Source organism: Luteimonas changyuni (assembly GCF_039548395.1).
In the GTDB taxonomy this organism is placed as follows: Bacteria; Pseudomonadota; Gammaproteobacteria; order Xanthomonadales; family Xanthomonadaceae; genus Luteimonas.
The window spans coordinates 71,176-86,198 of sequence record NZ_JBCLUZ010000004.1 but is presented as its reverse complement, the minus strand read 5'-3'; the positions used below and the strand labels follow the sequence as shown (position 1 = coordinate 86,198).

The 15,023-nt window shown below is 68.7% G+C and carries 14 protein-coding genes; 1 reads left to right on the top strand and 13 read right to left on the bottom strand.

The window, feature by feature from the left end:
* Window positions 1-162 precede the first annotated feature (162 nt).
* A complete protein-coding gene (locus tag WCD84_RS02820) occupies window positions 163-1,437 on the top strand; it encodes a replication-associated recombination protein A (RefSeq protein WP_343254033.1) in 1,275 nt (424 codons plus the stop codon).
* 173 nt (window positions 1,438-1,610) lie between these two features.
* Here WCD84_RS02820 and WCD84_RS02815 read toward each other — a convergent pair whose 3' ends face one another.
* The 13 genes from WCD84_RS02815 to WCD84_RS02755 form a co-directional block, all read right to left on the bottom strand.
* On the bottom strand, window positions 1,611-2,333 hold the full coding sequence (locus tag WCD84_RS02815; RefSeq protein ID WP_343280347.1) for a sulfite exporter TauE/SafE family protein: 723 nt from the start codon (window positions 2,331-2,333) through the stop codon (window positions 1,611-1,613).
* Window positions 2,323-2,607: a cbb3-type cytochrome oxidase assembly protein CcoS gene (ccoS, locus tag WCD84_RS02810; RefSeq protein ID WP_343280346.1), complete on the bottom strand. Its 285-nt coding sequence runs from the start codon at window positions 2,605-2,607 to the stop codon at window positions 2,323-2,325. The genes WCD84_RS02815 and ccoS overlap by 11 nt, the downstream gene beginning before the upstream one ends.
* Window positions 2,604-5,021 carry a heavy metal translocating P-type ATPase gene (locus WCD84_RS02805; protein ID WP_343280345.1) on the bottom strand — a complete coding sequence of 806 codons (2,418 nt, stop codon included), beginning with the start codon at window positions 5,019-5,021 and terminating at the stop codon, window positions 2,604-2,606. Before WCD84_RS02805 ends, ccoS begins: the two co-directional genes overlap by 4 nt.
* A 1-nt stretch (window position 5,022) precedes the next feature.
* Window positions 5,023-5,532 (bottom strand): FixH family protein, encoded by a 510-nt coding sequence (locus WCD84_RS02800; RefSeq protein WP_343279394.1) that lies wholly within the window; start codon window positions 5,530-5,532, stop codon window positions 5,023-5,025.
* Complete coding sequence (locus WCD84_RS02795) at window positions 5,529-7,085, bottom strand: 4Fe-4S dicluster domain-containing protein (RefSeq protein ID WP_343280344.1); 1,557 nt, start codon at window positions 7,083-7,085, stop codon at window positions 5,529-5,531. The genes WCD84_RS02800 and WCD84_RS02795 overlap by 4 nt, the downstream gene beginning before the upstream one ends.
* Window positions 7,082-7,336 (bottom strand): hypothetical protein, encoded by a 255-nt coding sequence (locus WCD84_RS02790; protein WP_343280398.1) that lies wholly within the window; start codon window positions 7,334-7,336, stop codon window positions 7,082-7,084. The genes WCD84_RS02795 and WCD84_RS02790 overlap by 4 nt, the downstream gene beginning before the upstream one ends.
* A gap of 41 nt (window positions 7,337-7,377) precedes the next feature.
* Window positions 7,378-8,313: a cytochrome-c oxidase, cbb3-type subunit III gene (gene ccoP, locus WCD84_RS02785; RefSeq protein WP_343280343.1), complete on the bottom strand. Its 936-nt coding sequence runs from the start codon at window positions 8,311-8,313 to the stop codon at window positions 7,378-7,380.
* Window positions 8,310-8,453 (bottom strand): cbb3-type cytochrome oxidase subunit 3, encoded by a 144-nt coding sequence (locus WCD84_RS02780; protein WP_343253935.1) that lies wholly within the window; start codon window positions 8,451-8,453, stop codon window positions 8,310-8,312. The genes ccoP and WCD84_RS02780 overlap by 4 nt, the downstream gene beginning before the upstream one ends.
* Window positions 8,450-9,130 carry a cytochrome-c oxidase, cbb3-type subunit II gene (gene ccoO, locus WCD84_RS02775; RefSeq protein ID WP_343253936.1) on the bottom strand — a complete coding sequence of 227 codons (681 nt, stop codon included), beginning with the start codon at window positions 9,128-9,130 and terminating at the stop codon, window positions 8,450-8,452. The genes WCD84_RS02780 and ccoO overlap by 4 nt, the downstream gene beginning before the upstream one ends.
* A gap of 1 nt (window position 9,131) precedes the next feature.
* Window positions 9,132-10,637: a cytochrome-c oxidase, cbb3-type subunit I gene (gene ccoN / locus WCD84_RS02770; protein WP_343280342.1), complete on the bottom strand. Its 1,506-nt coding sequence runs from the start codon at window positions 10,635-10,637 to the stop codon at window positions 9,132-9,134.
* A 294-nt stretch (window positions 10,638-10,931) separates the two neighbouring features.
* Window positions 10,932-11,339 carry a SirB2 family protein gene (locus WCD84_RS02765; protein ID WP_343280341.1) on the bottom strand — a complete coding sequence of 136 codons (408 nt, stop codon included), beginning with the start codon at window positions 11,337-11,339 and terminating at the stop codon, window positions 10,932-10,934.
* 4 nt (window positions 11,340-11,343) lie between these two features.
* The gene (locus WCD84_RS02760) at window positions 11,344-12,570 is read right to left on the bottom strand and encodes an NnrS family protein (protein ID WP_343280340.1); all 1,227 of its coding nucleotides are present in this window, start codon (window positions 12,568-12,570) and stop codon (window positions 11,344-11,346) included.
* A gap of 152 nt (window positions 12,571-12,722) precedes the next feature.
* Entirely contained in the window at window positions 12,723-15,005 is a 2,283-nt protein-coding gene (locus WCD84_RS02755; protein ID WP_343280339.1) for a nitric-oxide reductase large subunit, read from the bottom strand.
* Window positions 15,006-15,023: the final 18 nt, after the last annotated feature.

Genomic DNA, 15,023 nt, shown 5'->3' with positions numbered 1-15,023 from the left:
GCCCGGGACTGGAATCGCCACGCCGCGATGGCGGCCTTGGTATCGTGTCGCCCTGCCTTTACTGGACGCGACGTGTCCCGCAAACCGACTCATGGCACCGGCAACCCCGGCCTGCTTCCCGCCGATGACGAGACCCTCGCGCTGCGCCCCCTGGCCGAGCGCATGCGCCCGCGCACGCTCGACGAAATGGTTGGCCAGCGGCGGCTGCTGGCGCCAGGCTCCGCGCTGCGGCGTGCAGTCGAGTCGGGCCACGTGCATTCGATGGTGCTGTGGGGACCGCCGGGCTGCGGCAAGACCACGCTGGCCCTGCTGCTGGCCGAATACTCCGACGCCGAGTTCCGCGCCATCTCCGCGGTGCTTTCGGGCCTGCCCGAAGTGCGCAAGGTGCTGGCCGAAGCCGACCACACCTTCGCCGGCGGCCGCCGCACCGTGCTCTTCGTCGACGAGGTCCATCGCTTCAACAAGGTGCAGCAGGACGCGTTCTTGCCGCACATCGAGCGCGGCACGATCATCTTCGTCGGCGCGACCACCGAGAACCCGTCGTTCGAACTGAACTCGGCGCTGCTCTCGCGCTGCCGCGTGCACGTGATGGAAGCGGTGTCGCCGGACGATATCGGCCTCGCCCTGGAGCGTGCGCTCGACGACGGGGATCGTGGCCTGGGCGGACGCGGCATCGCCATTGGCGAAGGCCAGCTGCGACTGATCGCCAGCGCCGCCGACGGCGACGTGCGACGCGCGCTTACGCTGCTTGAGATCGCCGCCGAGCTTGCGGGCGAAGGCGGCACCATCACAGACGACACCCTGGGCCAGGTGCTGGCCGACCGCAGCCGCCGCTTCGACAAGGGCGGCGACCACTTCTACGACCAGATCTCGGCCCTGCACAAGTCGGTGCGCAGCTCCAATCCCGACGCCGCGCTGTACTGGCTGGCGCGCATGCTCGACGGTGGCGCGGACGCCAGCTATCTGGCGCGCAGGCTGACGCGGATGGCGGTGGAGGACATCGGCCTGGCGGATCCGCGCGCATTGACCATGGCGCTGGAGGCCTGGGACGCCTACGACCGCCTGGGCAGCCCCGAGGGCGATCTCGCGCTTGGGCAGCTGGCGATCTACCTGGCAAGCACCGCCAAGTCGAACGCCGCCTACAAGGCCTTTGGCGAGGCGAAGCGCGACGTGTCCGAATACGGCAGCGCCGAGGTGCCCATGCACCTGCGCAACGCGCCCACCAAACTGATGAAGCAGCTCGGCCACGGCGCCGGCTACCAGTACGACCACGATGCGGAAGGCGGCGTCGCACTGGGCCAGACCGGATTCCCCGACGCGATGGGCGAACGCGTGTACTACCGCCCGGTGGAGCGCGGCCTCGAAATCAAACTGCGCGAGAAGCTCGAGCGACTGCGCGCCGCCCGCGCCAACAAGCCTGCTGCCCCAAACCCGTAGGAGCAGCTATAGCTGCGACCTGCCGCATCCTGCAAATTTGTGGGAGCAGCTATAGCTGCGACCTTCACCCCCGTGAGCTCTGCCGGCACAGCGTTCGCCGCTATAGCGGCTCCCACAAAAGCGGTGGCTCCGGGCAGGGCATTCGCCGCCATGGCGGCTCCCACAAAAAACGGTCAGGGCGGAGGCAGGCAGCCGAGTGCGGCCAGCGGACCGGCCAGCGCCGGGATGTGCATCAGCCAGGGTGCGGCGATCGTCAGCAGGCCGGCCGCAAGCACTAGCCCACCCATCGCTATCCGCCATCGCCCGCGTTGCAGCCACTGCCCCAGGCGTGCACCCGACCACGTCAACGACACCATCAGCGGCAGCGTGCCAAGACCGAAAGCCGCCATGGTCAACGCACCGTTGGCCGCGTCAGCCTGAAGCCAGGCGGCGGCAAGCATCGTGGTGCTCAGGCCGCAGGGCATCCAGCCCCAGAGCACGCCGAGCGCGATGCGCCTGGTCACCGTGTTCGCCGGCAGCAGGGGCGCCTGGAGCTTTCGCAGCCTCTGCCAGAGCGCAACGCCCGGGCGCCCGAGGAAGGACAGCCGGCCCGTGCGGTCCAGCAGCCGCAGCGCCACCAGCACCAGGACCACGCCAACGAGCATGCGCGCGCCGAAGGCCAGCCAGGGACTGCGCGCCGCGGCCAGGATGCCGCCGCCGATGCCACCGGCAAGCGCGCCGGCCAGCACGTAGCCGCCCACGCGGCCGAGGTTGGGCTGCATCGCGGTCCACCAGCTGCGGCCGCCGCCCATTGCCGAGAAGCCGCCGGCGATCCCGCCGCACATCGCGGCGCAGTGCACGCCGCCCAGCACGCCGGCCAGCAGCGCCGCGCCGATGGCGAGCCAGTCAATCGGCATGGTTGTCGCTGCGTTCGCGCGCCGCGCCAACGTCGCCGAACGCGTCCGTGCCTGCACGATCCGTCGCGCCTGTCGCGCCCGTCGCGGCGTCATCGACCACGACCGCATTGCGCGTCGCCGGGGGCAACTGGTCGGTACTGTCGTCGCGCAGGATATCGATCGCGGCCGCGTCCAGGTTCTCGAACTGGCCCTTGCGCACGGCCCAGCGGAAGGCCCAGACCGCGATGCCCAGCAGCACGATGCTCACCGGAATCAGGAACAGCAGGACGTTCATGGGCCGGGGACCCGCGCAAGGCGCAGCGCGTTGAAGGTGACGATGAGCGAGGACAGCGCCATGCCCAGCGCCGCGACCCAGGGCGTCACCAGGCCGGCGGCGGCGAGCGGGATGGCGACCAGGTTGTAGCCCAGCGCCCAGGCCAGGTTCTGGCGCACGATCGTGCGCGTCCGGCGCGCCAGGCCGATGGCGGCGGGGATGCGCAGCAGCGAGGGCGCGGTGAGCACCAGGCTGGCGGCGCGGTGGGCGAGGGCGGCACCGCTGCCGATCGCGATCGAGACGTCGGCGCCGGCGAGCACCGGCGCGTCGTTGAGGCCGTCGCCGACCATCGCCACCGTGCGGCCCAGTGACTGCAGCCTGCGCACCCCCTGCAGCTTGTCCTCGGGCGATTGCCGCGAGGCGGCGTGGTCGATGCCGATGCGATCGGCGAACGCATCCACCGACACCGCGGCGTCTCCGCTGGAGAGGTGCACGTCCACACCCATTCCGCGCAGCGCCGCGACGGCCGTCGCAGCGTCTTCGCGCGGAGGCTCTTCCAGCACGAAGCGCGCCGCCGCGCCGTCGCCATTGCCCAGCCACAGCGCACCATCGTCGCTGCGGCCGGCAGCGAAGTCGGCGCGCCCCAGCCGCCATGGCCGGCCGTCGACCACGCCGGTGATGCCGAGTCCCGGCTGCTCTTCGACCCCACTCACGGCCAGGCCCGTGTCCTGGCCGTCGAAAGCGCGCGCGATCGGATGCAGGCTGTCGCGCTCGATCGCCGCGGCGATCGCGAGCGCGTCTTCGATGTCCAGCTTGCCGAAGGCTTCCACGCCCGCCACCTTCGGACGTCCGCTGCCGAGGGTTCCGGTCTTGTCGAAGACGATGTCGGTTGCCGCGGCCAGCGAGCCCAGGGCATCGGGATTGGTCGACAGGACGCCCAGCCTGGCCAGCGTGCCGTTGGCGACGGTGAGTGCCGTCGGGACCGCCAGCGACAGCGCGCAGGGGCAGCTGATCACCAGCAGGGCGATCGCGACCTCCAGTGCCCGCGAGGGGTCGTGGATCCGCCAGCCGATATAGACCAGCACCGTTGCCACCAGGATGGCGGCCACGAAGCGACTGGACACGGCATCCGCCAGCTGTGCCGCACGCGGGCGGTGCGACTGCGCACGCTCGACCAGCGACTCCAGCTCCGCAAGGCGGGTGCCGGCGCCGACCTGCTCGACGCGGATGCGCGCCGGCGCTTCGCGGCACACGGTGCCGGCGAAAATGGTGTCGCCCGGCACGTGCAGCACGGGATGCGCTTCGCCGGTCAGCAGCGCTTCTTCAAAGCGCGCCGGGGCGTCAAGCAGGACGCCGTCGGCCGGCACGGTGTCCCCGGCGGCGATGCATGCGATGTCGCTGGCCGCCAGCGCCGCAGTGGGCACGACCTCGCGGCTGCCGTCGGCCAGCTCGCGCGTGGCCAGCTCCGGCCTTGCCCGCGCCAGGGTGTCCACCTGGGCCACGGCGGTGCGCCGGGCGCGCTGCTCCAGCATGCGCGCGCCAAGCAGCAGGAAGACGAACATCACCGCTGCGTCGTACCAGACGTGGGTTCCGCCGCGCAGTGTTTCGAACACGCTGGCGAAGTAGGCCAGCAGGGTGGAGCTGGCGATCAGCGTGTCCATGCCCAGCTGGCGGTTGCGCAGCTCGCGCAGCATGCCGGCGATGAACGGCCAACCGCACCAGAACACCACCGGCGTCGACAGCAGCAGCGTGACCCAGCGGAAGAAGTCGCGCGTGGCCAAGGGCATCTGCTGGTAGATGTCGAGGTACAGGGCCTCGGCGAACATCATGGCCTGGATCGATACCAGGCCGGCGATGCCGATGCGCACCAGGTCGCGGTTGCGCTGGGCGCGGCGTTCGCGTTCGAGCCTCGTGCCGGAGGCGAGGTAGGGCACGTAGCCCAGGCCTGCCAGGCGCTGCAGCGGGCCGGAAATCGCGGTGCGCGCCGGGTCCCAGGCAATGCGGATCCGACCGGTGACGGCGTTGGCCACGACCTCGGTCACGCCGGGCTCGCGCGCGAGCGCGCGATCGACCAGCCAGGCGCATGCCGCGCAGCGCATGCCGTCGGTGAGCACGGTGATCTCGCGGCCGCCTTCCACCTCGCGCACGTGGCCGGCCTGGACGTCATCGCGATCGAAGGCGGCCAGCTGGGCTTCGAGGTCGATGGCTGCGCGTCCGCCCGGCTCGGTGCGCAGGCGGTAGTAGTCGACCAGGTTGGCGTCGCGGATCCATTGTGCGGCAGCCGCGCAGCCATCGCAGCAGAACCGGCGCGACTCGCCGTCGATGTTGGCCCTGGCCGGGTCCACGGGAAGGTCCTGGCTGCAGTGGAAGCAACCTTCGCCAGCACCCTGCGCGTCGCGCACGGCGCCCGCCGTGGCGAGCGCGTCCGCGTTCACCTCACTCCTGCTCGCCGGAGAGGGCCGGCTTCACGTGGGCCGCCCGCTGTCCCTTGGGCATCCGGCCCTGCAGGCGCCAGAGCCTGCCCTCGGGCATCAGCTCGAGCTTCCAGTCGTTGTCCAGGCCGACCGTGGCGTCCGCGCGCCAGCCGTTGTCGCTGGGCTCGGCGCGAAGCTCGATATCGGAGGCGGCCAGGGCCGGATGGCGCAGCACCACGCGCAGCGGCTCATCGCGCGCGAAGTCGCCGGTCACCGGCAGTACTTCGATATAGCCCTCGTCGATGCGGATGATCGCGCTCAGGCGCAGGTCGCGGGCGCGGGCGTCCGGGCCCAGGTCGGCGACCTGCATCCGCGCGGTCCGCTGGACCACGTCGCCCACGGCGTCGCTGGAGTCACGCGCCGCGAGGCCCAGCAGGATGAAGCCCGCGATCACCGAAGCCAGCGGCAGGCCGATCACCAGCCACATCATCGGTTCGCGCCAGAAGGGGCGCTTGTTGTTTTCGTCTGTCATTGGATGGGCCCGAAGAAGCTGCTGTCGACCGTCTCGCTGGTCCCGCCATCGACGGTCTCGACCCGGAACTGCAGCGGCTGGCGGCCGGCAAGGGAGTCCGGGGCGGTCACCACCACCGGCACGCTGATCACCTGTTGCGCCGCGGCCGGCACGCTGTCAAGGCCGCCGCCGCGGAGCTCGATGCCGGGCGCGGCGCCGTCGATCGTGATGCGATAGGTCGCGGCATCGTCGCTCTTGTTGACGACCTTCAGGGTGTAGTCGTTCTCGACCTGGCCGCCACCGACCACCCGGTAGAGCGCATTGCGGTCGCGCAGTACTTCCACGATCAGCGGGCTGCGGGTGTTCACGCCCACCACCCAGGCGATGACCAGCGCCACCAGCACGACGCCGTAGATCAGCACCCGTGGGCGCAGCACGCGCGTCGGCTTGCTGTCGATGGCGTTCTGCGTGCTGTAGCGGATGAGCCCGCGTTCGAAGCCCATCTTGTCCATCACCGAGTCGCAGGCATCGATGCAGGCACCGCAGGCGATGCACTCGTACTGCAGGCCGTTGCGGATGTCGATGCCGGTCGGGCAGACCTGCACGCACATGGTGCAGTCGATGCAGTCGCCCAACTCGTCGGGCGCGAACTTCGGCAGCGGCTCGGCGACCTGGCCGGCTTCGCCCAGGGTGATCGTGCCGGCCGCCTGTACGCGGTTGTCGGCCGCTGTCGGGTGCAGCGCGGAACGGAACACGTAGTCGTAGGCGGTGATCTGGTCGAGCAGGGCGCGACCGCGCGCGGCGATGCTGCCCAGGCCGCGCTTGCGCGGGCCGCGCGGCTCGCCGCGCATCGGGTCATAGGCGATGATCAGGGTGTTGCGGTCGAACATCGCGCTCTGGAAGCGCGCGTAGGGGCACATGTACTTGCAGACCTGCTCGCGCAGGAAGCCGGCGTTGCCCCAGGTGGCGAGCGCGTAGAACAGCACCCAGAAGGTTTCCCAGCCGCCCCATTCAAGCCGCGGCAGGCGTGCGGCAAGGTCGCCGATGGGCGTGAAGAAGCCGACGAAGGTGAAGCCCGTCCACAGCGCGAACACGAGCCACAGCGCGTGCTTGGCACCCTTGCGCAGCACCTTCTCGCGGTTCCACGGGCCGGCGTCGAGCTTCATGCGCTTGTTGCGGTCGCCCTCGGTCCACTGCTCCATCCACAGGAAGACCTCGGTCCACACCGTCTGTGGACAGGCATAGCCGCAGAACAGGCGCCCGGCCAGCGCGGTGAAGAAGAACAGCGCCAGCGCCGCGATGATCAGCAGCAGCGCCAGGAACAGGAAGTCCTGCGGCCAGAAGGTCAGGCTGAAGACGTGGAACTTGCGCGCCGGCAGGTCGAACAGCACCGCCTGGCGATCATCCCAACGCAGCCAGGGGAACACGTAGAACATGCCCAGCAGCCAGAACACGGCCGCCACGCGCAGGGTGTTCAGGCGTCCGGACACCTCGCGCGGATACACCTTGCGCTCGCTGACGTACATCGAGCCGCCGTTGTCCTCGGCAAGCTCCAGGGGAATGCGACGGCTCATTTTTCTCGGGGGAGTGCCCTGTTGAAGCGGCTTGAGGGCCGCAGGAGGTACCAGGTGAACAGGCTCGAGGCCGCGGTGGCGACCCAGAACATGAAGAAGGCGATCGAATAGCCCAGGCTGCGGCTGATCTCGACGCCGGGGAAGGTGATGTCGCGCAGGACCAGCGGGTCGACGAAGGCGAAGAACACCATCGTCGCCACGCCGGCCGCGAAGAAGCTGGGCCAGAGGATCGCGCCCACCCGCTGCGCCATGGGGCGCGGCGGGTGGTCGAAGGCGGGGGTGGGGGTGTGGCTCACTGGTTCTCCGCCTGCGGCTCCCCGGTCGCGGCATTGTTCGACAGCGACCAGACATACGAACCCACGAGGCGGGCGCGGGTCTCGCCGAGCAGTTCGCGGTGCGCCGGCATGACCCCGTGGCGACCCTGGTTGATGGTTTCCATGATCGATTCCACCGAGCTGCCGTACATGGCGTAGTCGTCGGTCAGGTCCGGCGCGCCGAGGGCCTGGTTGCCGGTTCCGTCGATGCCGTGGCAGGCGACGCAGACGCCTTCGTACAGGCCCTTGCCCTGCGCGGCGAAAAAGTCGCTGGCGGGCACTTCGCCTGCAAGCGAGCGCGCATAGGTGGCGACCGACAGCACCGCGTTGTCACCGCCCATGCCGGTGAGCACCGTGCCCCACTCGGGCATCACGCCCTGGCGGCCGTCGAGGATGCTGGTGAGGATGTCATCTTCCGAACCGCCCCAGTGCCAGATGTCGTCGGTCAGGTTTGGATAGCCCACCGCGCCCTGCGCCGAGGATCCGTGGCAGGTCGCGCAGGTGTTGGCGAAGATCGCCCGCCCGAGTTCGACCGCACGCGGGTCGGCGGCAAGCGTGGAAATCGGCTGGCCGTCGTAGGGCTGGAAGGTCACCGCGAGGATCGCGTCCTGCTTCGCCTTGTCGGCGTCGTGTTCGCCCGCCGAAGTCCAGCCGCCAAAGCCCTTGAAGTTGCCGAAGCCCGGGTACCACAGCAGGTAGCCGACCGCGAATACCATGGTCAGGTAGAAGCCGATGATCCACCAGCGCGGCAGCGGCTTGTTGTATTCGGTGATGTCTCCGTCCCAGACGTGGCTGGTTTCCTCGGGCTTGGGGTCGCCCGGGCGGCGGCGGCTTGTCCAGGCCAGCAGGTACCAGAGGCCGCCGATGTTCAGCAGCACAAGTGCTATGACGTAAATGCTCCAACCTGTGCTCATTGCCGGGGCTCCAGGAAATCGTCCTCAAGGGGCAGCTGCGCGGCTGCGTCGAACTCGGCCTTGTGCGAAGGCCGCCAGACCCAGATCCAGCCGCCCACGAACAGCAGCAGCAGGGACAGCGTGACCAGCCCGCCGATCATTGCGCTCCCTCCACGTCCGCCGCGGTCGGCGTTGCAGCCGATGTGACCGCGGGTGCGTGCAGGCCGAGGCCCTGCAGGTAGGCCACCACGGCGTCGAGCTCGGTCTTGCCGGCGACCACCGCCGCGGCGCCGTCGATGTCCTCGTCGCTGTAAGGATCGCCGATGCGGCGCAGGTTGCGCATGTTGCGGGTGACCTTTTCGCCGCTGACCGGCGTGGTGGCCAGCCACGGGAAGGACGGCATGTTCGATTCCGGCACCACCGCGCGCGGATCGACCAGGTGCACGCGGTGCCAGTCGTCGGAATAACGGCCGCCGACGCGCGCAAGGTCGGGCCCGGTGCGCTTGGAGCCCCACTGGTGCGGGCGGTCGTAGACGGATTCGCCGGCCAGCGAATAGTGGCCGTAGCGTTCGGTCTCGAAGCGCAGGGTGCGGATCATCTGCGTATGGCAGTTGTAGCAGCCCTCGCGGACGTAGACGTCACGGCCGGCGAGCTCCAGCGCGGGGTAGGGCTCGACGCCCTCGAGCGGCTCGATGGCCTCGGCCTGGTACATCAGCGGCACGATTTCGGTCAGGCCGCCGAAGGACACGGCGACGGCGATCAGGCCGATCATGAGGCCGATGTTCTTCTCGATCTTCTGGTGGCCGTTGGACGGCGCCGGGGTCTTTTTATCCGTCATGTCAGGCTGCCTGGGTCGAAGCGCGGGCGTCGGAGGGGTCTGGCGGCAACACCGGCTGCGGCACCGGGTCCTTGGCCGCCTGGAAGGTCTTCCATGTATTGACCGCCATCAGGCCCATGCCGGCAAGGATCAGCAGGCCGCCGCCGAAGCGCACGAGGTAGTAGGGATAGGTGGCGTTGAGCGATTCGACGAAGCTGTAGGTCAGCGTGCCGTCGGCGTTGGTGGCGCGCCACATCAGGCCCTGCATCACGCCGGCGATCCACATCGAGGCGATGTACAGCACCACGCCGACGGTGTGCAGCCAGAAGTGCGTGTCGATCCACTTGACCGAATGCATCTCCTTCAGGCCAAGCACGCGCGGCATCAGCGAGTAGATCGAGCCGATGGTGATCATCGCCACCCAGCCGAGGGCGCCGGCGTGCACGTGGCCCACGGTCCAGTCGGTGTAGTGCGACAGCGAGTTGACCGTCTTGATCGAGAGCATCGGGCCCTCGAAGGTGGCGATCATGTAGAACGACAGCGCCACGATCAGGAACTTCAGGATCGGGTCGGTGCGCAGTTTGTACCAGACTCCGGAGAGCGTCATGATCCCGTTGATCGCGCCGCCCCAGCTGGGGGCCAGCAGGATCAGCGAGAACACCATGCCCACCGACTGCACCCAGTCGGGCAGGGAGGTGTAGAGCAGGTGGTGCGGGCCGGCCCACATGTAGACCGCGATCAGCGCCCAGAAGTGCACGATCGACAGCCGGTAGGAGTAGATCGGGCGCCCGGCCTGCTTGGGCACGAAGTAATACATCATGCCGAGGAAGGCGGTGGTGAGCAGGAAGCCCACCGCGTTGTGTCCGTACCACCACTGCACCATGGCATCGACCGTGCCGCTGTAGACCGGATACGACTTGTCCCAGCCGGACGGGATGGCGATGTTGTTGACGATGTGGAGCAGGGCGATGGTGATGATGTACGCGCCGAAGAACCAGTTGGCGACGTAGATATGTTGCACCCGGCGTTTGACGATCGTGCCGAAATACAGCACAGCGTAGGCGATCCATACCACCGCGAGCGCCCAGTCGATGGGCCACTCGAGCTCGGCGTATTCCTTGCTCTGGGTGATGCCCAGCGGCAGGGTGATGACCGCGGCCACCAGGATCGCCTGCCAGCCCCAGAACACGAAGGAGGCCAACTTGTCCGAGATCAGGCGGACGTGGCAGGTGCGCTGCACCACGTGCAGGCTGGTCGCGAACAGCGCGCTGACGCCGAAGGCGAAGATCACGCCGTTGGTGTGCAGCGGGCGCAGGCGGCCGTAGCTGAGCCACGGGATGCCTTCACCAAGGGTCGGCCAGTACAGCTGGGCGGCGATGAACACGCCGACCGCCATGCCGACGATGCCCCAGACCACGGTGGCGATGGTGAACTGGCGCACCACCTTGTCGTTGTAGAAGCCGGACCTGGCTGCGTCGGAACCGCTGATGTCGGCCGGGGCCGTCGCGGTGGCTGGGGTCGAGGACATGGGCACGTGACCTTGGTTTGCTGGTTGTCTATTTTCCGGTGTCCGCCCACGCCTGGACTTGATCACAGTCAATGCCGGGGCCTGTTTCGGCTGACACCGCGAAGCGTTGCGCGCATGGGCCGGACGGAACCGCGCACCGGCGGATGCTGCATTCGCACATTATAGGCTCCCGCATCGGGAAAGGGGCGCGACCCGCCGGTCCACGGCCCCGCGGCCGGCGCGGCAGGCGCGGCAGGCGCCGCGGGGCCGTGGATGCAGTATCCCGGGATCGTGCGCCCGGGCCCATGACACGGGTCAAGCAGCAAGCAACATCCAGGCGATTCCACCCGGGTGGTGCGTGCGGGCGATCGAATAGATGAAGCCGAACACCGCCAGCGCGGCCACGTAGCTGGCGATGCGTGCGCGCGGCGTGCGTCCGCGCCGGAGGGCGAACACGCCCAGGACCACGTAGACCACCAGCAATACGAGCTTCATGGCCAGCCAGCCATTGCCGAACATCGCGCCGGGCAGGATGGTGAGCAGCATCAGCGCGGCGGTGAGCAGCGTGGTGTCGATTGCGTAGCTGGTATAGCGCACGGGAGCCGCCAGCGCCCAGCGCTGCATGCCCGCCTGCACCAGCAGGCCACGGAGCGCGAACAGCAGGCCGCTTGCGATCACCGTGGACACATGGACCATCTTGATCTGCGGATAGAACTCGATCATCGATTCACCCCGGGCGTCCGTCCCTGCGCGGCGAGAGGTAGATCCTGCCAAGCCGCAGCACCCACGGTCCCAGCGCCAGCAGCCAGCCCGTCGCGGCCACGGCCCACCACGCACCGGGGTCGGCCGAGACGTCGGCCAGGATGCGCACGACAGTGACCACCTGGATCGCCGCGAAGGCGAACCAGGCCACGGCCGGCATCTCGATCTTGCGGCCCGAATGGCCCTGCGTCACCCGGGTCACCATGGCCACCAGCACGCTGCCGAAAAAGCCCACGAACAAGGCGTGCGCCGGCGCACGGCCGAGGATGAAGCCGTCGCCCGCGAAGTAGACCAGGCTCTGCACCGCATACAGCGCGAAGGTCACCGGCAGCCAGGCCAGGCCCAGGAACAGCACCGCCAGGATGCCGGGCTTGGGGCCACGCGGCCACCAGCGCCACAGCGCCAGCAGCGACAGCGCCATCAGCGGCAGGTCGGCCAGCCACAGCCAGGCGTAGGCGTGCACCAGCTCCAGGCCGAGGTGCAGCAGGCAGAACGCCCAGAACGCGGCCAGCAGCCACAGCGGCCGCCATGGCGCGTAGCCGGGCACCACGGTGGAGGCGAAGAACGGGAACATGCGGTGCGCCACCGTCAGGTAGACCGGCAGCAGCAGTCCGAAGGTGCCGACCTTGATGCTCGCGAACATCCACTGCGGCGAGCCGGACAGCATTCCGCCCCCGAATGCGGCCAGCCCCAGCCAGCCCAGCAGCAGCGCGGCGAGGCACGAGCGTGCATGCCAGGTGCGGTTGCGGTCGCGCAGCACGAGGTCGCCGAGGAAGCACAGGCCGGCCGCCCAGCCCGCAAGCGTCATCGCCACGCCGACCTCGATGCCCGCGGGCGCGCCGAACGCACCCAGCAGCACCGCGAGCTGGCCGCCGAACATGCCGGCGCCCACCGGCAGGTAGTGCCAGCGGGCGGCATCAGGCAGCCCCATCCATTTGGGGAATGTGGTCAGCAGGAAGCCGAAGATGAAGCTCGGCAGCATCTGGTACTGCATGACGATGGCGTGCAGCCAGCCGGCATACGGATCGGGCTGCGGCATCCGCAGCAGGTCGGGCCAGCGCGCCGCGAAGAGCCACGCCGCCCACCAGGCCATCGCCAGCAGGACGTTGCCGGCGCCGACGAAGAACATCAGGCGGTGCGGAGCGACGGCCAGGAGCCGCGGCGACATGTGCTGGTCGGGTCGTGTGTCCATGGCGGCCAGTGTGGACCGCCTGCCGGCGTCACGGCCTTGATCCAGGTCAGCGCGAACGCGCATCTGGCGCGCGCACGGCGGGACATGCCGCCGCCAGAACGAAAAAGGGGCGGACATGCGTCCGCCCCCGGGTGCTGCTTCCACGAAGCTGCTCAGGCCTCGTTGTGCGCCTCGCCGCCGATCATGGCGGGCGTGCGGGCCCGGCCCGGCGCCAGCCACAGCGAAGCGACGAACATGGCCATCAGGACCCCGCCGATCGCGAACACGATGTCGCCCGGCGTGCGCAGCCAGACCAGCACGTCGATGATCGGACGCCCCATGAACTCGGCCGAACGGGCGTACCAGTAGCCACGCTCGATGTTGGCTTCCAACTGCAGGAGCCCCATCGGCAGCAGGGTCAGCACCGCCATCAGCGCAAGGCCGATGTTGAACGACCAGAATGCCGAGCGGATCAGGCCCTCGCGCCAGACCAGGTCGGGCTTCAGGCCGCGCAGGCAGTACAGCATCAGGCCCATGCCCAGCATGCCGTACACGCCGAACAGCGCGGTGTGGCCGTGGGCCGCGGTCAGGTTGGTGCCCTGCATGAAGTACAGCGCGATCGGGGTGTTGATCAGAAAGCCCAGCAGGCCGGCACCGATCAGGTTCCAGAAGCTGACCGCCAGGAAGAACATGATCGGCCACTTGTAGCGCTGCATCCACGGCGTGGCGCGGCCGGTCTTCCAGGTGTCGTACGCCTCCAGGCCGATCAGCGCCAGCGGCACCACTTCAAGCGCCGAGATACTTGCTCCCACGGCAATGATCGCGGTTGTCGTGCCGGCGAAGTACAGGTGGTGGAACATGCCCAGCACGCCGCCGGCCATGAACACGATGGTTGCGAACAGCACCGCGATCGTGGCCGACCTCCCGCGCACCAGTCCCAGCTTGACGAAGATGAAGCTGATCACCGCGACCGCGAACACCTCGAAGAAGCCTTCCACCCACAGGTGCACGATCCAGAAGCGCCAGTAGGTGATGATCGAAATGTGCGAGTGCTCGCGCCACATCAGCCCGGCCGCGTACAGCAGGCCGATGGCGACCACCGACAGGAACAGCAGGCCTGCGATCGAGGACATCTCGTCCTTGCGCTTGAGCGCCGGCCACAGGGCGCGACCCATCAGCACCAACCACAGCATCAGCCCGATGAACAGGTAGATCTGCCAGAAGCGGCCGATGTCGGTGTACTCCCAGCCCTGGTGGCCGAACCAGAAGTTGCGGGCCAGGCCGAGCTTGTTCATCACCGCCATCCACTGGCCGGCGAAGGAGCCCACCACGATCAGGATCAGGCTGACGAACAGGAAGTTCACCCCCAGGCGCTGGAACTTCGGCTCATGCCCTGAAATCGCAGGCGCGAGATACAGGCCGGTGGCCAGCCAGGCCGTCGCGATCCACAGGATCGCCAGCTGGGTGTGCCAGGTGCGGGTCAGCGTGTAGGGCAGGATCTCGGCCAAGGGCAGGCCATAGGCCGCCTGGCCCTCCACCTGGTAGTGGGCGGTGGTCGCACCCAGCAGGATCTGCACCAGGAACAGGCCCATCACCAGCCAGAAATACTTGCCCACCGCACGCATCGAAGGAGTGATCCTGATCGACAGCGAGGGATCGGTAGCGGGCGGCACCAGCGGTGTCTCTTTGCCGTGCCAGACCGCGTAATGCCAGACCAGCAGCGCGATGCCGGCGATCATCAGCAGGATGCTGAACATCGACCACATGAAGCTGCTGGAGGTGGGCGTGTTGCCGACCATGGGGTCGTGCGGGAAGTTGTGGGTGTAGCTGATCTCGCTGCCGGGTCGCTCGGTCACCGTGGCCCAGGCCGCCCAGAAGAAGAAGCCCGACATCAGCCGGCGATGCTCTGCATCCGGGATCGGGTTCTCGCGCAGTGCGTAGGCCTCGCGTAGTCCGGCGCCTGCGGGATCGCCGGAGAACACGCTGTCGTAGTGCGCGGCGACCACGTCGATCGCCCGCGCGCGCTCGTCGGAGATCACGAGCGTGTCGGTGGCTTCGTCGTAGGTGTTGGCGCGCAGGTCGGGGCGAAGCTGTGCCTCGAGCCTGGCCTGGTCATCCGCCGCAAGTGCGTCGTAGGACTTGCCGTACTGCGCCTGCGCGCGCATGTCCAGAATCGCCAGGGCTTCCTTGTGCAACCACTCGGCCGACCAGTCGGGCGCCATCAGCGCGCCATGGCCCCAGATCGAACCGATCTGCTGGCCGCCGAAGCTCTGCCAGACCACGCGGCCGGTTTCGAGCTCCTCTTTGGTGAACACCGTCTGGCCGCTTTCGGTCACGATGGCCGTGGGCAGGGGGGGCGCCTGTTGATGGATCTCGCGCCCCATCCACAGCATGATCGCGAACGTCACTGTGAGCAGGGCACCCAGCCCCCACCACAACCGCTTGGTTGTATCCATTGGCACGTTTCTCCGCAT